The following is a 20,648-nucleotide window of genomic DNA, read 5'->3' on the forward strand; positions in this document are numbered from 1 at the left end:
TTTAAGTAGCGTACACCAATTATATCCGGTGGATTCAAATGTATTCCTTACTACTCTTGAAGAATGTAAATTTCAAGTGCATAATTTCTTATATGGATCATCAACTCGACCTGTTTTAGGAGATTATATTTGGTACGACACCAACGGTAACGGCGTACAAGACGAATGGTACGATGCCAATAATGATGGAATTGTAACCAAAAATACTCCTGACGCAAATGGTGCAATCGACTATAGCCAATGGGAATGGATTGATCTTAATGGTGATGGCAGTTTTACCGGTCCTCAAAATGTTGGAGAATTAAATGAGGGAGGTTTTGGTAATGCGTTAACACCTAATGTGATTATTGATGGGCCTAACGGTTATCATAAAGAAGTTATTGTAAGCCAAACAGGATTCTGGAGAGACCGACCAGAAACAGCAAATCCTAATGGAGATTATACGATAAAATTGGTAAAAGATGGTAATCTGGATGCTGTTGCTACAGCACTCGGAGCAACTGGTTTAGTAAAAGTGCTTCCATCAGGAGCAGGTAAAAATATTACCTCTAAAGTAAACCAGGCACAATTGCATAACGTTTGTCAAACAACAAGTCCAAGCAGTTATATGGTCACTGTAACTCCTCAAGATTTGATTCATTTAAATGCTGATTTTGGTGTTAACTGCAAATTAGTTAGAGACATAGTGGCCAATGACGATACTGCCGGTCCATTTCCTAGTGTAAATCAAATCACTCCAAATGTGCTGAATGTATTACCAAATGATACTATTGAAGGTGTAGTTGTAAAACCATCGGATGTTATTATTTCAACCGTAACACCAAACGAGTTCTTGCAATTAAATTCAGATGGTAGTGTTAATATTCTTCCAAGTGCACCAATAGGTACGTTGACCTTAGTGTATCAAATTTGTGAGGCTGATAATACAGGTAACTGTGATACAGCAACTGTAACGGTAACCATTATTGCTCCACCGGCTATATTAGCTAATGATGATACATACTCCAATATTGGTTGTAACACTTTTGGAGTAGTGGGTAATGTTCTTGACAATGACTTCATTGATAATACAAAAACTACAATAGAACTAGTAAACTTCACCTTATTGAGTGATATAAACAATGCTAATTCTAAAACGGATCCGAATATAACAATTGATGCTTCGGGTAATGTAACGGTATCGAGTTTAACTCCTGCTGGAACGTATACGTATAATTATCAAATTTGTATTAAAGCAATTCCAGACATCTGTGACACAGCAACTGTTACAATAACGGTAGTTCCACAAGAAATAATCAATATCAACAGTACAGCTTGTAAAGCGGATTCAACTCCTCTTAACTTAGATACTTTACTTCCTCCAAACACTCCGTTGACCGGAACATGGATTGATAGCAGTAATAGTAATGCGCTACAGGGCAACATCCTTAATTCGTTTGGACTAGCATTAGGCACGTATGCATTTGAATACTCCGTCGCAGATGAAAACTGTCCGAAGACTATTCGTGTAAGTATGGAAATAAACGATGATTGTAGTGTACTGGCCTGTCAAAGCGTTTTAATACACAATGCTTTCTCTCCAAATGGTGATGGTAAAAACGATTATTTCCAAATTGATAATATCGATGAAACAAGCTGTTATCCAGAAAATACGGTAGAAATATACAATCGTTGGGGAGTATTAGTGTTTGATGCTGTTAATTACAACAATAAAACCAATGTATTCGACGGAACTTCCAGAGGAAGAACAACCATTAAACAATCTGATGGTTTGCCAACAGGTACTTATTTCTACATCATTACCTATAAATCGTTAGATGGAAATAACGTAGCTCAAAATCATAAAAAAAGTGGTTATCTGTATTTATCCAAATAAAAGCAGACTTCCCTGAGATTGAATCACAAAAATTGATAAAAATAATTGGTATAATAAATAACTGCTATGAGAACAAAATTAATTTTATTCGTCATAATGTTTACTGCAATTGCCAGTCATGCACAACAAGATGCACAGTATACGCAATACATGTATAACACCATAAACATCAATCCGGCTTATGCGGGATCCCGAGGAGTATTAAGTGTTTTCGGTTTATATCGTACACAATGGGTGGGACTTGACGGCGCACCTGAGACGGGTACACTTTCGGTTAACACACCTATAAACAATAGCAATCTGGGAGTTGGAGTTTCATTGGTTAGCGACAAAATCGGACCGACCAATGAAAACACGCTTTCTGCAGATCTCTCGTATAGCATTCAGGTCTCTGCCGAATCTAAAATTTCGTTTGGAATAAAGGGATCTGCTAATTTATTCAATTTAGATATCAATAAATTGAACCCAGCTGATCAGGGAGATCCACAATTTCAGGATTTCAGCAGTAAATTCTCTCCTAATATCGGAGCCGGGGTTTACTGGCATTCTGATAAAGCTTATGTTGGACTATCGGTACCAAACTTTATTGAAACCAAGCGTTATGATGACAATGATATCGCGATCTACAAAGATAAAATCAATTATTATTTCATGACCGGTTACGTTTTTAATTTAGATCATTACCAATACATCAAATTCAAACCGGCTGCACTGGTTAAAATGGTACAAGGTGCTCCTTTACAAGTAGATGTTTCTGCCAACTTTATGTTCAACGATAAATTTGTTGCCGGTTTAGCCTACAGATGGAGCGCTTCACTCAGTGCAATGGTCGGATTTCAAGTCACAGATGGTTTATATATTGGATATGGTTACGATCGTGAAACTACGAGACTAAACAACTACAATTCAGGATCGCATGAAATATTCTTACGATATGAATTCTTCTCCAATAAAGGTAAAATGACAACTCCTCGTTTCTTCTAAAAATGATAATCATGAAAAATTATATCCTACTTTGTCTGACAATTATTATTGTTTTTTCATTTGACAGTTATTCTCAGCAGTCGAAAGTAAATTCCGGCGATAAAAAATACGATCATTATGCCTATATCGATGCCATAAAGACTTATGAACGTGTGGCCGAAAAAGGATACAAGTCTGAAGACATGTTCAAAAAACTAGGTAACTCCTATTATTTTAACTCTGCTTTTGAAGGTGCGGCAAAATGGTACGGCGAATTATTTGCCATGAATACCAATGTAGAATCGGAGTATTATTACAGATATGCTCAATCTTTAAAGTCAACCGGACAAATAGATAAAGCAAACAAAATTTTGGATGAATTTGATTCAAAATTCAAAAATGACAGCAGAGGTAAACTTTATGCCGGAAATTTAAACTATCTGGATCAGATTAAAGAAAATTCCGGTCGTTATACCATTGAAAACGCAGGTATTAACTCAAAGTATTCCGATTATGGAACTTTTGTACACGACAATAAAGTCTATTTTGCTTCGGCTAGAGACACCGGAAATTTTTCGCAACGCAAACACAAATGGACAAATGAATATTTTACCAACATCTACATGGCCGATGTGGATTCTGTTAAAGTATCAAAAATAAAAAATGCGTTAAACACCAAATTTCATGAATCTTCACCGGTCTTTACCAAAGATGGTAAAACGATTTATTTCACAAGAAACAATTATCTAACAGGAAAAAAAGGAAAAGATGTCAATAAAACTACTTTAATAAAAATATACAAAGCGACTCTTGAAAATGGCAAATGGGACCATGTAACCCCATTATCTTTTGATAGTGACAATTACAGTACTGCTCATCCTGCTCTGAGTCCGGACGAAAAAACATTATACTTTGCTTCTGATATGCCCGGAACATTGGGACAGTCTGATATTTTCAAAGTAGCCATAAACAGTAATGGTGACTTCGGAACGCCTGAAAACTTAGGTAGGAGTATCAATACCGAGGGCAAGGAAACTTTCCCGTATGTGACCAATGAAGATGAAATTTATTTTGCCTCTGACGGGCATCCCGGACTTGGTGGTCTGGATGTTTTTGTGGGTGAAATTGCAAAAGACGGAACCATCCGTAACATTCAAAACCTCGGAAATGATGTTAATTCTCCAAAAGATGACTTTGCTTACGTAATTGATCCTATTTCGAGAAAAGGGTATTTTAGCTCCAATAAAGACGGCGGACAAGGCTCTGATGATATATATAAATTTTTGGAAACCAAAAGACTAAGATGCATCCAAGAACTAAGCGGACTTATTACTGATGCTGAAACCGGGGCTATTTTACCCGGAGCAAAAGTAACTTTGTTCAACAATCAAATGGAAGCAGAAGGTACAACAATTGCAGATGCTAAGGGATCTTATAGTTTTCCTGTCGAATGTGGTAAAACTTATAATGTAAGAGCCGAAAAAACCGACTATACCACCAGAGAAGTAAGCATTACTATCGAAAAAACAACCGGAAAAACGACCTTATCTATTGCTCTTGAAAAATCTACCTGTAAAGTAACTGTGGGAGATGATTTAGGAAAATGTTTTGGTATAAAAATGATCTATTTCGACTTGGACAAATATAACATCCGTCCCGAAGCTGCTTTGGATTTAGAAAAAATACTGGCTACATTAAATGATTATCCAACAATGAAAATCGATATTCGTTCTCATACCGATAGTCGTGCCTCTTTTAAATACAATGAAGTTTTGTCAAACAACAGAGCTAAATCTACTATCAGCTGGTTAATTAAAAATGGTATTGCACCAAACCGATTAACCGGAAGAGGATATGGAGAAACAGAACTCGTAAACAAATGTGCTGATGACGTTCCTTGTACAGAAGAAGAACACCAACAAAACAGACGAAGTGAGTTTATTATTACGGCATTGTAATTTCTGAATTTTTGGTTGTACTTTCTATGTAATTTATATAGTTTGTTGCTCAAAAAAATAAGTTCTTTATTTACATTATTCTGATTCTATAAATTAAATCAAACAATTAAAAAAGAAACAAAAATAACAGTTGCCGCGGCAAATTATAGTTAATCAAAATACACTTTCGAAAAGCTAGTCATTAAAATTTTTAAGACGTAGAATTTACACTACGCCCAGAAAAAAGCACCTAAACAACAATTTAACAGAACAACAAATCAATTAAACCATTCTATTTTTTTATATCAACTTGCAGAATAATTTCGATCAAAAGCGCTCCCTACCTCTACTTTAAAGCTCGCTATACTATTGATGGTAATTTTTAATTAATTACTTAAATATTTAACAAGATGAAAAAATTAATTTTCTTAGTAATTGTGATTTTTTCCACATTTGGTTGTAGTAATGAGCCTGTATTAGTAAACCCAGATGCAACAGTGCCTGCATCTAGTGCCAAACCTTCATCCTCTTCCACAAGTCAATGGGGAGATTACAATATTTCTGTTACAGTTAGTGCAGATGGAACAATTTGGACGTATGTGATCACACGTCTTAAAGCAAATGCAAAAAATTTAAGTCATTTTATAATCGATTTAAACAATTGTAGAGATCAGAGTGCAACTTTTGCTGATATTATTTGGGGAACTGTAAATGGTAGTCCAGCCAATCTGGTGCCTACTGAAGGTTCCGGTACTACTTGTAACCCTCAAGCTATTACAAATAATTTTGTTAAGTTCAATGATCTTCAGGCCGCAACATCATGGACTTTAGTACTAAAATTTGATCGAGGATACAGCATATCAGAAACTGCTATCGCATGGATCAAAGCCGGTACTTCATGCAATCAGGGAACTATTCCTGGACCAGGTTGTCCTATTGAATCCTATTGTTCTTTTTCACAAGGATTTTTCTTCGCAAATGGTTCTGAAAACAATGGAGCAAGCCAATTTTGGTTAAACGGACTTACTATTGGTGGTGTAACTTACACACAAGCTCAAGGAAATAATGCCTGGTCTATAGATCGAGGTCAAGGTGGAGATCAAACTATGAATGGATTCTTCCAACTTGGTGCAGTGCGCTTAAGCGGTGTTGAAAGTCAAGTAGCTGCTGATGCTATTATCATAGATACTTATTTTAATGGACTAAATATTTTCTCTACCGTTATAACTACAACTGGTAATAATCCATACAGTTATTTCAACTTACCAGCCACTTCTAATGGTATTACTAAAAGTCAAGTAATTGCCGCCGGAGGTAGAATTGGAGATTTTATTGATGCAAACCATTGTCCATAAAAGATTAAAATTAATCAGAAATAATTTTTCTAAGCCTTTTCTTAATTACGAGAAAAGGCTTTTTAATTAATTTACGTTTCACTCTTAATCGATTGGCTCTGTTGTCATCAATACAAACATAGAAGTACAAGTGAAAATTAGATCAATAATAACCATTTTGGCCTTATTTTTGCTTTTTATAAATTTTAACACTAAAAAATAAAATTATGAAAACTCTAAAATATCTTATGATCGGAATTTTGTTCCTTTCTTTTAGCAACTCACATGCGCAAGTATCCGTAAATGTAAACATTGGAACTCCTCCCGCATGGGGACCGGTTGGTTACGATAATGCTCGTTATTACTACCTGCCCGATCTTGAAGCATATTATGATGTAAGCTCCTCAAATTATGTATACATCAGTAACGGAAGATGGATCAGAAACAGATCATTACCTTCTGTTTATAGAAATTATGATTTATATAATGAATACAAAGTAGTATTGACTGACTATAGAGGAAATAGCCCTTATGATAATTTCAAAAACCATAAATCAAAATATGGGAAAGGATACAAAGGAAAACCTCAAAAAACAATCGGACAAAAACCGGGGAAAGGAAACAACAAAGACAAACATGATAATGGTAATCACGGAAATGGTCACGGAAATGGTCATGGAAATGGGAAACATTAAATAAAAAAGAAGCTCAAAATGAGCTTCTTTTTTTGCTTTACAATAAAAACCAATACCTTTTGCTTTTTTCTTTAAAAACTATATCGTAATATTGCAATATAAACATATACCGATGGGAATTACAAAAACAGATTTTTTTACAGCCAGCCAGAATGAACTGGCAGTATTAGCTAAAGCATTAGGTCATCCTGCACGTATTGCTATAATAGAATATTTATTAAAGGTAGATACCTGCATCTGCGGGGATATTGTAAATGAACTTCCTCTCTCTCAGCCAACAGTTTCGCAGCATCTAAAAGAACTAAAAACTGCCGGTTTAATTAAAGGAAGCATAGAAGGAAACTCTATCTGCTACTGTATCAATGAACCTGGGCTTGAAAAGATAAAAGGCTTCTTTGAACATATATCAGATCATCTTGCTAAAAAAAGAAATGAATGCTGCTAATTTAATAGATATGGAAATCAGAAAACTTTTAGCTGAAGACTGGCCGCAGGTCAAATTAATTTACGAAAAAGGAATACAGGCTGGCAATGCTACTTTTCAAACCAGCGCTCCGTCGTGGGAAGAGTGGGATCAGTCACATCTTTCGTCCTGCAGAATTGTAATCGAAAGTAACAACAGACTAATAGGCTGGGCTGCTCTAACTCCTGTTTCTTCTCGCTGCGTTTATGCCGGAGTTGCAGAAGTAAGTGTATATGTTGATCCTGCTCATACCGGAAAAGGAATAGGTTTTATGCTTTTAAATGAACTTGTAAAGAAAAGTGAAACAGAAGGGATCTGGACACTACAGGCTGGAATCTTTCCTGAGAATATAGCAAGTCTTCGCATACATGAAAAAGCAGGGTTCAGAATACTTGGAATAAGAGAAAAAATTGGAAAACAAAATGGAATTTGGAGAGATACCGTTCTTCTCGAAAGAAGAAGCAGTCTTATCATTTAACTCTTATTAAAAGAAGAAATAGTTTAACTAAATATATAAAATTATGAAACTTTCAGAAATTAAAGAAGTATTAAAAACAGCACATGCCGTAAATTTTGAATTGCCAAATGGGAAACTTGTTCCGGAATACTTTCACGTAACCGAAATTGGTTTAATTACTAAAAACTTCATAGACTGCGGAGGAACCGTAAGAGTAGAAACTGTAGTAAATTTCCAACTTTGGGATGCTAATGATTATGAGCACAGGCTCAAACCTCAAAAACTAATTCATATAATTGAACTATCTGAGAAAGTTCTTGGTATTGAAGATCATGAAATTGAAGTAGAATACCAAGATACTACTATCGGTAAATATGATTTAGATTTTAATGGTTCAAATTTCGTTTTACTAAATAAGCAGACAGCCTGCCTTGCTCAGGAACAGTGTGGAATTCCGTTGGATAAGCCCAAAGTAAAATTATCGCAATTAAATTCTGACAACACCAATTCTTGTACGCCAGGAGGAGGATGCTGCTAACTATTAAACATTTTTAAACCATTACAGCAAATAAAACTATGTTATATTCCGAGATTAAAAAAACGATTAATTTGTTTGATTTTGAGCAGATTTCAGAAGATCGAAAAAGTGCTGTACAACCATTGATTGATTATATTCAAAATAAAACAGATAATAAACTGGAAATCAGATTGAATTTAATCTGCACCCATAATTCCAGAAGGAGTCATTTATCGCAGGTCTGGGCACAGACCGCTGCTGCCTATTATAAAATAAAGAGTGTTACATGCTATTCAGGTGGAACGGAAACTACAGCTCTATTTCCTATGGTAGCAGAAACTTTGCAGATTTCAGGATTTAAGATTAAAACAATATCTGAAGGAACAAACCCGGTATATTCTATAAAGTACTCAGCGAATGAATTTCCTGTGATTGGTTTTTCTAAAGCTTATGATGATGAATTCAACCCGGAAAGCGAATTTGCAGCAATAATGACCTGTTCACAGGCTGACGCAGGATGTCCTTTTATAGCTGGTGCAGAAAAACGAATTCCAATAACTTTTGAAGACCCCAAAATTTCTGACGGTACACCAGAGCAAAAAGAAATATATCTTAAGCGAAGTCTTCAAATTGGAACCGAAATGTTTTATATATTTTCAAAAATCAAATATCAAAATGTTAGCAGATAACTTTACGCCAACCTTAAGAGGCAAAAAATTAAGTTTCCTTGATCGATATTTAACACTTTGGATTTTCATTGCTATGGCTGTCGGTGTATCGATAGGATATTTCATTCCTTCCAGCGGTGATTTTATCAATTCTTTTTCAAGCGGAACAACAAATATTCCTCTCGCCATTGGACTTATTCTTATGATGTATCCGCCGTTAGCTAAAGTAAAATATGAACAGATGGGACAGGTTTTCAAAAATACTAAAGTTCTAGCTACTTCCTTATTCCTAAACTGGATTGTGGGTCCTATCTTGATGTTTTTATTAGCTCTGCTGTTTTTAAATGGATATCCTCAATACATGATCGGAGTTATTCTTATCGGTCTCGCACGCTGCATTGCTATGGTTGTTGTATGGAATGATCTCGCAGATGGAAATAGAGAATATGCTGCTGGTCTGATAGCACTTAACAGTATTTTTCAAGTTTTGCTTTACAGCGTATATGCATATATTTTTATTACCATTCTCCCTCCCTATTTTGGGTACAACGGTTTTGAAGTAAATATCAGTATTGCACAGATCGCCGAGAGTGTCGGCATATATTTAGGTATTCCTTTTGCACTTGGAATCATAAGTCGTTATACTCTTATAGCACTAAAAGGTTCTGATTGGTTTGAAACCAAATATGTATCTTTTATTTCACCAATTACACTGATATCTTTACTTTTTACAATTATAGTGATGTTCAGTCTAAAAGGAAAACTTATTGTCCATATTCCAATGGATGTTGTACGTATTGCAATGCCCCTGATAATTTATTTTATAATCATGTTTATAGCCAGCTTTCTTATTGGAAAATACTTCGGAGCTGATTATTCAAAAACTGCTGCAATAGCTTTTACGGCAACAGGAAATAATTTTGAACTGGCCATTGCCGTAGCAATTGGAGTTTTTGGAATAAATAGCGGTCAGGCATTTGCTGGAGTTATAGGGCCACTAGTAGAAGTACCTGCTCTTATTGCATTAGTAAACCTGGCTTTTTAGTTCAAAAAGAAGTACTACTCAAAACCAATTACAAATTAAGAAAGGTTTATCAAATACTATAAAACCAATCATAAAGTTACACTAATATTAGACAACTAAGAAATCCATATTTGCAAAAAAATATTTGGAGGTTTTACACTTGAAACAATAAGAATTACAACATTCATTTAAAACAACTTAAAGGTTCAATATTTATTAAAATATCGAAAATTATGGTAACAGAATCGCAGCGCAGTAGTTTTCGAACCCGTTAAAAATATTAAAATTGCAGTATAAGCAGATCTTCACAACGATAGGTTCAAATCCTGCTCTCCCCACTAAAAAAGTACTAATGAAAATTAGGACTTTTTTTTATTTCAAAGTGACTCAAAAATTGTGAGAAGATCTGAAAATTAAAAGGTTAGTTTTTTACTGAAGGAAATTCTCTTAGAAGAAGTTGCAGATAATAGGTAAATTCTTTTTTGACTAATTTTTTCTTTGCGGCATCTGTGATAAAACTTTTTAATCGTGTCACCAAAGCATCAACATCCTCAAATGTGGTGTCAAATTCTCCAAAAGAAGTTTGGTTTGAAGTCAGTTCAGGAGAATCATCATTCATTAATTCAGGTTCAGTATCTTGGTAGGCTGCATTTCCAAATCTACGGAATTGAAGTTTCCTCTTTCCTGATATGACTTCTTTGAGCTCATCAAAATAAAATCGAAATCCAAAAAATAAATACCAGCTTGCAAATAGCAGAATACTTTGGTCTTTAAAACCTGATTCCTTTACATTTTTAATCAATCCGTCAGTTTGGTCATGTCAATGAAATTGAAAAAAAACTATTTTAATTTAAAAATTGAAGCTTGCTTATAATTCTTACATTTGGCACTTCAAAATTTAAACTATGGAGAATTTTATTTTTTTTGCATTAATTGTATGTATTGCTGTCTTATTTAATAATTTTTCCAATTTAAAAAAGGACAACGAATATTTAGATTCTCTCTGTAGAAAAAGTAAAGATGATTACAACTTTTTGAAAAAAGAAATTGATGAAATCAAAAAGCAAATTACACAACCAGCTTTTGTTGCTGAAACGATACTACCAAAAATAGAGGAAATAGAAATAATTCCTGAACAAACGCAGGAAGTTTCTCCGCTAATCGTCTCCGTTACCGATGTTATTATTGAGGATACTATCCAAAATAAAAAAGAGCCTATACCTGACGAAGCCCTTGAAAAACTAGCTCTCAGTATAGAAACTCCGGCGATTTATATCAATGACAAAAAAGAAAGTGTTACAGAAATTAAGGCACCGGTAGAAAACATCCAAATAGAACAACATCATTCTAAGGAATTATATGAATTAGAAGAACAACCAGAACCTCAAAAACAGGAAGAAGAAATTTATGTAGAAAGCGCTTTTTCTATTTTAATAAAAAAACTCGAACAGCAATTTGCCGAAAACTGGACCGGAATTTTAGGAACAGCCATTATGGTTTTAGGGATTGGTTACCTCAGTATTTATACTGCGATGAAAGTTTCGCCTATGTTCAGAATTTTGATTCTTTGGGTTTATGCAGGAATTTTAGTTGGTTCTTATTATTTCCTGAAGAAAAAAGAAAAATGGTTCAAAACAGGACTTTGGCTTCGCAGTGCCGGAGCAAGTTTGTTTTTGTTTGGCTGTTTTGGAGCTTCACAAATTCCGGCGCTCACATTCATACATAATATTCCGCTTGCTTATTCGCTCATCGGAATTGGAATTGCAATCAATTTGTACGTTGGTTATATCATAAAGCAGCAAACTTTTCTGTCCCTTCACGTGATCCTGAGTTTCTTGATTTTATGCGTCATTCCCGAGAAACTCTTAATTACATTTTTGTTAGCGTCCTTAACTGCAACCGCAGGAATCGTTTTATCTTATAAAGAAAAATGGGAATATCATTTATTGATTGTTATTTCGGCTTTTATAATATTTGACATTTGGTTTACACAGGGAACAAGTATTTTAAGTCCGTCTCAGAATATCTTTGCTATACTTGGAATTGTATTGGTTTCAGTAAGTTGTATGTATATGCAATATCGCAGTATGTATACCAATACTCGTTTCGACCGAATTGCTTTTGTGACGCATCTTGTTAACTGGGTTTTATTTGCTTTAGGCCTAATTTTACATTCTACCGGAAGCAAAATCAAGATTTTCGTTTTATTTGCAGCTGCAATCCTCTGTCTTTCTGCAACTCTTTTTGCCAGAAAGAAAAAGATTATTTGGCTGTATCATTTAGATGGAATGGTTTCGTTTATACTCTTCGCTTTAAGCATCATCATGCTCAATGATTGGAAAATAGGTTATGATATTATCGCTTGCGGATTGTACCTTTTGGTGATCGCTTCTTTGTTTGTTGTTTATAAAAGTAAAGAAGTTTTATTGCATAAAATATTTTTAGTTCTCAATCATGTATTCTGTTTGGTAGCTTTAGTCTTTTTTCTTTTGTACATCAATCCGTCTTTTGAGCAAGCCTATATTACAAACTCTTTTGCTACTATAATTTTTATGGCATTTGCAACATTACTGGTTCCTGTTTTTTGCGCTGTAAAAAAAGAGTTTCTGGAAATTGATTCTTTCATCTTCAAAAAAGATTTGAATCTAAACGGAATTTTCTCTGTGCTGTTTTCAATATTATTTTTTGTAAGTTGGTACCATACTATCGAAGTTTCGTTTTATTATCCGCTTATATTTATCGCTTTATTATGGTGTCTTTTACGATTCAAATTTAAAACAAACACTTTTGATTTTGGAAGATTCACTTTTTTAATCATTACCATTATCACGGGAATAGTATTAATCCTCACAGAACCAAAATCTAATTTGGATATTGCTTTTGCTTTGGGAATTATTGCTACAATAACATTAAACTGGTTTGTGAAATTATTATATAATGATGAATCTACCATCAAAACTGTCGGAATCGTTGGTATTAATACATTGTTAATTTCGGTTTCGTATAAATATTTAGCTCCTTATGACATTATCCAGATTTTTGGCTGGTTTGTTATAGCTTTATTAAATCATGAGTTTTTATGGATTCAATTTAAACGAAAAACACTAACGACTGACAACCAGATTTTGCTGTACGGTTTTTGTCTCGCTTTCTTGATATTTGGAAGCGCCTTATTTGCATACAACACCCAGTTTTTGAATAATACCGAAATTGCTTTAACTGCCATCGGACTTTCAATAATCGAAATTTATATTTTATTTGCAGATAAAATCAGAAACAAAACGAATGTTGTCATTTCAGGCTGGGGAAATTTCAATGTATTAAATTCTGAATTCATTCTTTTTAACGCCTTGGTTTTTGGGTTTTCTTGTATTCAGCTCGGCTACATTCCTGTTTATTTAGGAGGTTTAGCGTTAGTTACTTTTTGGATTTTTCAAAAAACAGATAGACTTAAACGTTATAATATTTATTCTTTTGTGCTTTTAATTGGTGGGATATTTCTAAGTCTTTATTTAGCTGTTTTCGAAGCGAACACAGTAAGCAAAAACATACTGTATGCTACACAATTAATAAGTATTTTATTAGCTGTTGGTTATAGTTATCTGCAAATGAAAAGCCAAAAAGAAGAAAGCAAAATGTTTATTGCATTTCTACCTATTATTCAAAACTTATGGGTAATCGCTTTATTATTGATACAGGTAGATGTCGCTTATTTAGCATCTATATTTATGCTTTTAGCCATCCTGAATTTTGGTCTTATCTTATATAAAAAAATAGAACTAATCCCTGAATCGGTGATACTTATAGGACTTTTATCTATTTTAACCTCTGTTTTTTACAGCATCAAAGAGCTAAATAATTTTACGTGGTTAGCTTGGATCTTACAACTCTCTAGTATTGCTTTATTAACTGTTTTAGTGCTTCTTATAAGTAAAAAAGAATTTATAAAATCATTTAAAATAGATTACCAGATAGTCTTAAATATTTGGCTTTCTATTATCATGTTTACACAATTAGAACACAAATGGCTTCCAGTATTTTGGGCAACAACCGCTATAGTAAACCTATACCTTTATTATAAAAAAATAGGGAATAAAAAAGAAATCAGTATCGTGTATTATTTTTTAGCAAATTTCCATTTGGCTTTTATTAGCTTCACGTATTACGAATCCAAATTTGAATTTGTTTATCTGATCATATTTGCACTGTTAGCATTATATATTTTTATCATCTATAAGTATATTGAAGACTTCAAGTTCAGAAACAGTATTATTATTTATCCCGCGACATTCAGCATCGGATTATTTTTGTATCTCTCATTTGACAAAGGAATCTTAACTTTCTTCTGGATTTTAGAATCTTTAGGGCTACTAATACTTGGAATTATCCTAAAAGAGAAATATTTCCGTTACGTTTCACTTTCTTTGGTAGGTGTTTGTGTAATTCGACTGATGTTTTTCGATTTATCAAATGCAGATTTTCTTATTAGAGCCTTGGTTTTATTAGGTGTTGGAGTGGTGCTTTTGGTAATGAATACTTTATTCAAAAAGTATAAAGATCGATTTGATTAAAAAATGGACCTTATTTTATATAAAAATATTATAAATTAGAAAATCATTAATTTTTACAATATTGAAAATATGCCATAAGGTATATCTTGATTGGTTAATAATCCGTAAGACGTTAGCCTATTTATTTGTTACAATTTTGATGTAAGATTTGTTGTATTTACAACTAAACCTGCTAAATAGCGGGTTTTGTATTTGTTGTCTTTGTCGATTTTTCTATGCGCCAAACAAAAGGATTCGTACGGGAGCGGTAGAATCTTAACTTCTTGAAAGATTTCTGCGCAGCGCCCATCGATTTATTATTTTTTAAGGTTTTTATCTTTAAATAATTTCCCGACAAATTTTCTATACCATGAAAACTGATTAATTGTAAAAATCAAAAGGATAATGGCTGTGGAACAAATTGCAATAACAAACATATTGAGTGCGATGGCCATACCTACAGCAGAAGTTGTCCATAAACCAGCTGCAGTTGTTAATCCCTTAGGAAGATTTTTTTCATCCCTAAAAATAAGTCCGGCTCCTATAAAACCAAGTCCTGTTGCAATAGCCGCAAGCATTCTGGCAATAGCAGATTTATCTTCTGTCAGATGAGCAGCAATAGAAACAAAAAGACAAGAAGCCACACAAATACAGGCAAAAGTTCGCACACCTGCATTCTGATGTTCTCTTTCTCTCTCAACACCAATAATTCCTCCCAATAGAAGCGCCAACAATAGTTTGGCAGAGAGCAACAGTTCAAATTCTATATCCATAATGAAATACTTTTTTAATGCCACATTGAACTCTTATTACATCTCGTAATACAGCTCATTTTTTTCCTTTACAGGTATATTTACTGCCCCTGTCATTTCGAGCAGATTGATCTCTATTGTTTTTGCAAGCGAAGTCATTGGTGTGTCAACAGGTGTATTTTCAAAAGGATCCTGCATTATGATAGCTGTTTTTTCTATCGAAATAAACAAAACGGGAATTAATATCGTTATAAGAACCTCTGCAACCAACTGTGAGTCTTCGAGACCAAAGGGAAGTATCGCTGCAAATACATAGATCAAGATATGAACCAATACACTGTATGATTTTGGAAAGACGGTATTTTTTAAACGCTCACATTTGCCCATACTATCGCAAAGCCTGGCTAATGTTTCATTTAACTGCACCTGTTTAAATTCTGAAATTAAGCCTCGTGATGCCATTTCTGCAATGTTCAAAGAGTGCTCATCCAACAAAGCATTTGGTATATTAGCAGCTTTGATCTGAAAGGTAGTAAGGTAAGTCTGTACCCTGGATGAGAACTGCTGCTTGCGTAATGACTCCCCCAATGCATAAAGCCAGATGATCTGTCTTTCTGTAAAAACCTCAACAATCTCTTTATTTTCCTTTGAGGTAAATTGGATTATCTGTCGGATTAAAGTCCTGGAATCATTTACTATAGCCCCCCAAACGGTTCGGGCTTCCCACCATCTTTCGTACGACTGTGCTGTCCGAAAAGCAAGAAGAAGAGAAACCGCAGTACCCACCAATGCGGGAATACTTAACGGCAGAGATACCTGTTGAAATATGGGATGCATATCGAGCAGTCCAATTGATACCGCAAATAGTACGATCAGTAAAATCTGCGATCTTATCTCATTGACAAAATACAAAAGTGATATTCTTTTATTTAATAACATAAATGATGATTATAAATTTAACAACTGACTCAATATCTGATTATTCAAATATAAAAATTTAAACTGACGTAAAAGTTATTTTATAGATGCGACAGCGCTATTTGGACTGCCTGTTATTAAATTTTAAAAGACGTAAAGGTTCAGAAAGGAATACCAAAACTTAAAACCGCCGAATTAAGTAACGAACTCCAGCGGCACTACATCATAAAAAAGAAAAAACAGCATGACCCAAGCTGCTTTTACCTTGGAGTTCATACCTAAAAATGGACACAGAAACACAAAACCTTTGGTTTTAAAACAAAAGTTATTTCCTGATGCGACAGAACCCTCAAAAAAGGTATCGCCCCTTTTAACTTAAAAACTATTCTTAAAAAGTTGTCGTACTACAACAGCAAGTTATGTTTTGAACTGCTTGAAATACTTTCCGCAGCTCAAAACCACTTATCCTTGCAGGGAGCTGTAAAAACTCCAAAATCGTTTTTTAATTAGTCCCTAAAATTGTTCTTTAGCCTACTTAAGAAATTCATCTATCATTGGACATGTCCATAAAATACGTTTCATCATACCAAGATGAGATGTATTGGGTAGTACCGCCAAATGTACATTGAATACATATCCGAGATCAGCAGGCTGGTTACCTCCTAATTTTTTAAGCATATTGGCAGCATGTTCGATAGTTACAATGTCCCCATCTCCAACCACCAGCAATACAGGCTTTTTAATTTTTACATAATCACTTTCCCAATTGAAACTGGTCATATCCAACTTCTTTAGTTTTTCAAAAAGTATTGGAAAGTTTTTTTTGTTTGGTGCCAGACTATCATACTCTCTTTTAAAAGATGAACCCTCGAACATTTCGACTGTCATTGTTGGAACAAGTGGTTTAAAAGCAGGTTGCAAACCGTCATCGCTATAGTTTGCTGATAAGCAGATTACCTTTTTTACCATTTTAGGATGACGAATAGCCATTTGTAATGCCACACCACCTCCAAGGCTATATCCAAAGACATCTGTACTGTCAATTTTTAGATATTGAAGCAATGCGGACACATCATCTGCCAATCCTTCATAAGTGATGTCTCGATTGCTTACATCCGTTGTCCTGCCATGTGACTGAAATTCTGTTAAGATAACCTTTCTTGTCTTTGACAATTCCGCGGCATATTCCCTCATCATGCCTTCCATAGTCATGTAGGCTCCATGAAGCAAAATTATAGGAGGGCCTTCTCCATGGATTTCATAATACATATTGAGGTCTTTCAATTTCGCATATCCTTTTTTTATTTCAGGTATTTTGGTCTGTTGGGCATTTACCATACAAATCGACATCCAAATGAAAAGAAGAAGGAGAAAAAAATTTGACTGTTTCATAGTTGCAAATATTTAAGGTGATTATAGTTAATACCAATTTTAATTTTCTTCAGTATATTTTTTGAAGTTGTCAATAATTGCCTGCCAGCCAGCCTTTTGCATTTCTACCGGATTTTGTTCTTCTGGTTCAAATATCACCTTAACATCGGTTTGATCGTTATTTTCGTTAAAGTCAACATATACCTGTCTCCCGTTTGGCATCGTGTAGGTAAAATCTTTTCCCTGATTAATTTTATCATAAGTTGCTTCAAAGTCAAAACCAAAACTTCCGTCTTTGGCTTCCATTCTCGCTACATATTTACCACCAATTTTCATATCATTTGTTGCAGAAGGACACCTCCATGAAGGATCAGCAAAGTTCCACTTTGTAATATGTTCAGGGCTTGTGTAATAATCCCATGTTTTTTTTACGTCTGCATTTATGGCAGCAGTAACCGTAACTTTGTTGCTCATCTTATTTATTTATTGTTAATAATAATTCATCAAGTTTTTCTAAAGTTGCTGTCATTCCCTGTTCCATGCCCATTTCGATTACCTTTTCCAAATCTGAAAGGGATTTATAGGTAACAACAGTTTCTACCAAAGCATTGTCGCCCTTATCAGTAAAAACCACACGCCATTGAGCACGCGGAAGATCTTGATTTATTTCACCAGCTGCGTTAGAGAAAGCATCTAGTGTTGTATAATGGTCAATTGGCTTGATTTTCAAATATTCTGTCAAGCCCCAGTATTCGGTTCCATTTGGCTCCACCATTGCATAGTGCCAGTGTCCTCCTTCACGAAAATCCATAGATTTCGTTTTTGCAGTTAGTGGTTTAGGAGCAAACCACAGGTCAAGATATTCGCTTTTAGTATAGCAGTCCCAAACCAATTCTCGATTGGCTAAAAATTCACGTCTGATAGTTAGCGTATTTTTTTCCTTATCAGCTAGGAACTCAAATTGCAGATTGTTTTTCATTATTTTTACTTTTTAATTGTTGATAAAAGTTGGTCGAGTTGGTCAAAGCGACTTTCCCAGATTTTTCTGAACTGTTCGAGCCAATTGTCTATTTCTTTCATTTTGTTAATTTCAAGTTGATAATAAATCTCCCGCCCTTGCTGCTCCTGTTTCACCAAATGACACTCAGTCAATATTTTTAAGTGTTTTGAAATTCCTTGTCTTGTTGAATCAAAATGTTCGGCAAGGGTACTTGGTGTCATGGCCTGCACAGAAATTAAAGTAATTATCGCCCTTCTTGTCGGGTCGGCTATGGCCTGAAATATATCTCTTCTCATTGTAATCTTTTTTTAAATTAAATAGTCTTGTTATTACCCTGCCAATGGCAAGTACTTTTTCTTATTGTCAATAATGGTCCAGAGAATAATTCCAATTAATATAAACACAATAGACAAACTAGACGAAGACATATTAAGGTTAGCTAGCAGAATACCAGTCACGACAGGTAGTAAAACAATTACACCAAATACTCTTGTTCTATTTGGAATTAATAATACCCCTTCAATAATCTCCACTGCACCAACCAAAGACATCAGCCATCCTGTTTCCATGAATGCTTTTACCACTTTTTCCATTTCCTTGAGCATTTTTTTTGGAATTAGCATGTAGCAAAAAAATTTGTCCAATCCTGCTTTAATAAATATTAGGCCTGTCAATAGTCTTAAACCAAAAAGAATCTTCTTCTTCATATTAAAACAAACTTAATTAGTAAACCAATTGGTTGCAAATATATAATAAACCATTCGGTTGCGCAAATTATTTTTCAAAAAATTATTTTTAGTCCTAATTTTGGAAAAAATACTATGTTGGTAAATGTTGTAAATCATTAATCCTTCAAAGCGAAACTACCACAAAAAAAAACTCCATCCCTTATATCTAAAGGGACTTACGAGGTTAAATATTTGATTTAAAACAAGTTAAACAAAACAAAGCGTTAACGAGTTTAGGCTCAAAACTTTTAGATACGTAATTATTCTTGTGGTCGAGTCCTGTTCCCGCAAAAACACAAAATAACAAGTACAATTATCCTAAATCAGATTTACGATTATGGGGCTATTGTAAACAGACTTCAATTAATGTTTTTTTTCCAATGAGAAAAGGAATATAGCCAAAACACCGCTCTTACAGGGAGAGCACTGAAAAGTAACTGTTTATCAAAAGAGACTGTTTTCAATATTTAAAACAGCCACTTTTTCTTTGATGCATTCGGATAGGTGATGGAGAACACTTTCGTACAGACGATTCTCGGAGCCTCATTTTACTTGTAAAACCACAATATCAACTCTAAAGGACTTTTTCAGTGCCCTCTTACAGGCGGTGTTTTTTTATTGTTTTACAAACAGCATTTCACACTCCCATTTTTTGTGTGTCTGTAAAGAATAAGTTATCACGAAAAATATCATTCATTTTCAAAAGTTAACCTTAAAAATTAACAATTTTATTTTTGTGGTAGAATCATGGCACAATAGGTTGAAAAATTTAAAAAATGCAGTATAAGCAGGCCTTCACAACGATAGGTTCCAATCCTGCTCTCCCCACTAAAAAAGTCCTAATTTTCATTAGGACTTTTTTTTATTTCAAAGAGACTCAAAAATCGCGAGAAGATCAGAAAATTTAAGGATTTGAATATCCCTAAAACTATTTTACATTTTCATTTATTTTTTCAAAAATGTATTTTGGAGATTCAAAATCAATTGGTATTTCGGTATCAAAATAACGAAAACCCAACCATTTGGTTAAAACACCGGAACCATAAATTAACTTTTTATTCCTCATCAATAGTGTAATTGGTAGAGATTCTCCCTGGCCACCATAAGAAATATAATAATAATTACCAATTAATGTATCTCCAACTATTTTACCCCTTACATATCCTGAATCCATAATTGCCTTACTTCCATACATTATTTTAAATTCACCCTTAAAATAATTTTTACTTTTTGAAATTGTTAAGTCAGCTGTATCACGTCCATTAATTGCCCTGTAATAATGGTATTTCTCTCTAAATTTATTCTTTCTATTACAGCTAATGAAAAACACTAATGAAAATAGTATAAATAGCATAATAGTACTGTTTTTTAGTAACCTCTTTATTTTTTGCATAT

20 protein-coding genes are annotated in these 20,648 nt (G+C 34.1%); 11 read left to right on the top strand and 9 right to left on the bottom strand.

Features of this window, described 5'->3' with window-relative positions:
• The 10 genes from ACHRV3_RS22305 to arsB form a co-directional block, all read left to right on the top strand.
• A partial coding sequence (locus ACHRV3_RS22305) for a gliding motility-associated C-terminal domain-containing protein (protein ID WP_395436219.1) occupies positions 1 to 1,876 on the top strand: 1,876 nt, incomplete at its 5' end.
• A gap of 66 nt (positions 1,877 to 1,942) precedes the next feature.
• Positions 1,943 to 2,860 (top strand): type IX secretion system membrane protein PorP/SprF, encoded by a 918-nt coding sequence (locus ACHRV3_RS22310; protein WP_395436218.1) that lies wholly within the window; start codon positions 1,943 to 1,945, stop codon positions 2,858 to 2,860.
• Between the two features lie 11 nt (positions 2,861 to 2,871).
• On the top strand, positions 2,872 to 4,797 hold the full coding sequence (locus ACHRV3_RS22315) for an OmpA family protein (RefSeq protein ID WP_395436217.1): 1,926 nt from the start codon (positions 2,872 to 2,874) through the stop codon (positions 4,795 to 4,797).
• A gap of 389 nt (positions 4,798 to 5,186) precedes the next feature.
• Complete coding sequence (locus ACHRV3_RS22320; protein WP_047779335.1) at positions 5,187 to 6,131, top strand: hypothetical protein; 945 nt, start codon at positions 5,187 to 5,189, stop codon at positions 6,129 to 6,131.
• A 206-nt stretch (positions 6,132 to 6,337) separates the two neighbouring features.
• Positions 6,338 to 6,805, top strand: coding sequence for a hypothetical protein (locus ACHRV3_RS22325; RefSeq protein ID WP_047779334.1), 468 nt, complete (start codon positions 6,338 to 6,340; stop codon positions 6,803 to 6,805).
• Between the two features lie 112 nt (positions 6,806 to 6,917).
• Complete coding sequence (locus ACHRV3_RS22330; RefSeq protein WP_047779333.1) at positions 6,918 to 7,250, top strand: helix-turn-helix transcriptional regulator; 333 nt, start codon at positions 6,918 to 6,920, stop codon at positions 7,248 to 7,250.
• 10 nt (positions 7,251 to 7,260) lie between these two features.
• Positions 7,261 to 7,746 (top strand): GNAT family N-acetyltransferase, encoded by a 486-nt coding sequence (locus tag ACHRV3_RS22335; protein WP_395436216.1) that lies wholly within the window; start codon positions 7,261 to 7,263, stop codon positions 7,744 to 7,746.
• Positions 7,747 to 7,789: 43 nt separating this feature from the next.
• Positions 7,790 to 8,263, top strand: coding sequence for a DUF6428 family protein (locus ACHRV3_RS22340; protein WP_395436214.1), 474 nt, complete (start codon positions 7,790 to 7,792; stop codon positions 8,261 to 8,263).
• A gap of 38 nt (positions 8,264 to 8,301) precedes the next feature.
• Positions 8,302 to 8,931: a low molecular weight phosphatase family protein gene (locus tag ACHRV3_RS22345; protein WP_395436213.1), complete on the top strand. Its 630-nt coding sequence runs from the start codon at positions 8,302 to 8,304 to the stop codon at positions 8,929 to 8,931.
• Complete coding sequence (arsB, locus tag ACHRV3_RS22350) at positions 8,918 to 9,955, top strand: ACR3 family arsenite efflux transporter (RefSeq protein WP_395436211.1); 1,038 nt, start codon at positions 8,918 to 8,920, stop codon at positions 9,953 to 9,955. The genes ACHRV3_RS22345 and arsB overlap by 14 nt, the downstream gene beginning before the upstream one ends.
• A gap of 400 nt (positions 9,956 to 10,355) precedes the next feature.
• Here the strand turns inward: arsB and ACHRV3_RS22355 are convergent, their stop codons facing one another.
• A complete protein-coding gene (locus tag ACHRV3_RS22355; protein WP_395436210.1) occupies positions 10,356 to 10,736 on the bottom strand; it encodes a hypothetical protein in 381 nt (126 codons plus the stop codon).
• Between the two features lie 103 nt (positions 10,737 to 10,839).
• Between ACHRV3_RS22355 and ACHRV3_RS22360 the strand changes: the two genes are divergently transcribed.
• On the top strand, positions 10,840 to 14,505 hold the full coding sequence (locus ACHRV3_RS22360) for a hypothetical protein (RefSeq protein ID WP_395436209.1): 3,666 nt from the start codon (positions 10,840 to 10,842) through the stop codon (positions 14,503 to 14,505).
• A gap of 296 nt (positions 14,506 to 14,801) precedes the next feature.
• On the opposite strand, the gene ACHRV3_RS22365 is transcribed toward ACHRV3_RS22360, so the two are convergent.
• The 8 genes from ACHRV3_RS22365 to ACHRV3_RS22400 all read right to left on the bottom strand — a co-directional run bounded on the left by ACHRV3_RS22365 (position 14,802) and on the right by ACHRV3_RS22400 (position 20,607).
• A complete protein-coding gene (locus ACHRV3_RS22365) occupies positions 14,802 to 15,257 on the bottom strand; it encodes an MgtC/SapB family protein (RefSeq protein WP_230002355.1) in 456 nt (151 codons plus the stop codon).
• Between the two features lie 36 nt (positions 15,258 to 15,293).
• Complete coding sequence (locus ACHRV3_RS22370; protein WP_395436208.1) at positions 15,294 to 16,175, bottom strand: bestrophin family protein; 882 nt, start codon at positions 16,173 to 16,175, stop codon at positions 15,294 to 15,296.
• A gap of 510 nt (positions 16,176 to 16,685) precedes the next feature.
• Positions 16,686 to 17,546: an alpha/beta fold hydrolase gene (locus ACHRV3_RS22375; protein ID WP_395436207.1), complete on the bottom strand. Its 861-nt coding sequence runs from the start codon at positions 17,544 to 17,546 to the stop codon at positions 16,686 to 16,688.
• A 39-nt stretch (positions 17,547 to 17,585) separates the two neighbouring features.
• Entirely contained in the window at positions 17,586 to 17,999 is a 414-nt protein-coding gene (locus ACHRV3_RS22380) for an SRPBCC domain-containing protein (protein ID WP_395436205.1), read from the bottom strand.
• A 1-nt stretch (position 18,000) separates the two neighbouring features.
• On the bottom strand, positions 18,001 to 18,504 hold the full coding sequence (locus ACHRV3_RS22385) for an SRPBCC domain-containing protein (protein ID WP_395436204.1): 504 nt from the start codon (positions 18,502 to 18,504) through the stop codon (positions 18,001 to 18,003).
• Positions 18,505 to 18,509: 5 nt separating this feature from the next.
• On the bottom strand, positions 18,510 to 18,821 hold the full coding sequence (locus ACHRV3_RS22390) for an ArsR/SmtB family transcription factor (protein WP_395436203.1): 312 nt from the start codon (positions 18,819 to 18,821) through the stop codon (positions 18,510 to 18,512).
• 33 nt (positions 18,822 to 18,854) lie between these two features.
• Positions 18,855 to 19,232, bottom strand: a complete 378-nt coding sequence (locus ACHRV3_RS22395; RefSeq protein WP_395436202.1) for a DoxX family membrane protein — start codon at positions 19,230 to 19,232, stop codon at positions 18,855 to 18,857.
• Positions 19,233 to 20,181: 949 nt separating this feature from the next.
• The gene (locus tag ACHRV3_RS22400; RefSeq protein WP_395436201.1) at positions 20,182 to 20,607 is read right to left on the bottom strand and encodes a hypothetical protein; all 426 of its coding nucleotides are present in this window, start codon (positions 20,605 to 20,607) and stop codon (positions 20,182 to 20,184) included.
• Positions 20,608 to 20,648: the final 41 nt, after the last annotated feature.

It is taken from the genome of Flavobacterium sp. FlaQc-49, from assembly GCF_044005985.1.
Classification (GTDB): domain Bacteria; phylum Bacteroidota; class Bacteroidia; order Flavobacteriales; family Flavobacteriaceae; genus Flavobacterium; species Flavobacterium cupriresistens.

Bases quoted from the DNA above. Each gene is read 5' to 3' on its own strand.
- ACHRV3_RS22310 (WP_395436218.1), top strand. From the start codon at position 1,943: ATGAGAACAAAATTAATTTTATTCGTCATAATGTTTACTGCAATTGCC.
- ACHRV3_RS22315 (WP_395436217.1), top strand. From the start codon at position 2,872: ATGAAAAATTATATCCTACTTTGTCTGACAATTATTATTGTTTTTTCA.
- ACHRV3_RS22320 (WP_047779335.1), top strand. From the start codon at position 5,187: ATGAAAAAATTAATTTTCTTAGTAATTGTGATTTTTTCCACATTTGGT.
- ACHRV3_RS22325 (WP_047779334.1), top strand. From the start codon at position 6,338: ATGAAAACTCTAAAATATCTTATGATCGGAATTTTGTTCCTTTCTTTT.
- ACHRV3_RS22330 (WP_047779333.1), top strand. From the start codon at position 6,918: ATGGGAATTACAAAAACAGATTTTTTTACAGCCAGCCAGAATGAACTG.
- ACHRV3_RS22335 (WP_395436216.1), top strand. From the start codon at position 7,261: ATGGAAATCAGAAAACTTTTAGCTGAAGACTGGCCGCAGGTCAAATTA.
- ACHRV3_RS22340 (WP_395436214.1), top strand. From the start codon at position 7,790: ATGAAACTTTCAGAAATTAAAGAAGTATTAAAAACAGCACATGCCGTA.
- ACHRV3_RS22345 (WP_395436213.1), top strand. From the start codon at position 8,302: ATGTTATATTCCGAGATTAAAAAAACGATTAATTTGTTTGATTTTGAG.
- arsB (WP_395436211.1), top strand. From the start codon at position 8,918: ATGTTAGCAGATAACTTTACGCCAACCTTAAGAGGCAAAAAATTAAGT.
- ACHRV3_RS22360 (WP_395436209.1), top strand. From the start codon at position 10,840: ATGGAGAATTTTATTTTTTTTGCATTAATTGTATGTATTGCTGTCTTA.
- ACHRV3_RS22365 (WP_230002355.1), bottom strand. From the start codon at position 15,257: ATGGATATAGAATTTGAACTGTTGCTCTCTGCCAAACTATTGTTGGCG.
- ACHRV3_RS22370 (WP_395436208.1), bottom strand. From the start codon at position 16,175: ATGTTATTAAATAAAAGAATATCACTTTTGTATTTTGTCAATGAGATA.
- ACHRV3_RS22375 (WP_395436207.1), bottom strand. From the start codon at position 17,546: ATGAAACAGTCAAATTTTTTTCTCCTTCTTCTTTTCATTTGGATGTCG.
- ACHRV3_RS22380 (WP_395436205.1), bottom strand. From the start codon at position 17,999: ATGAGCAACAAAGTTACGGTTACTGCTGCCATAAATGCAGACGTAAAA.
- ACHRV3_RS22385 (WP_395436204.1), bottom strand. From the start codon at position 18,504: ATGAAAAACAATCTGCAATTTGAGTTCCTAGCTGATAAGGAAAAAAAT.
- ACHRV3_RS22390 (WP_395436203.1), bottom strand. From the start codon at position 18,821: ATGAGAAGAGATATATTTCAGGCCATAGCCGACCCGACAAGAAGGGCG.
- ACHRV3_RS22395 (WP_395436202.1), bottom strand. From the start codon at position 19,232: ATGAAGAAGAAGATTCTTTTTGGTTTAAGACTATTGACAGGCCTAATA.
- ACHRV3_RS22400 (WP_395436201.1), bottom strand. From the start codon at position 20,607: ATGCTATTTATACTATTTTCATTAGTGTTTTTCATTAGCTGTAATAGA.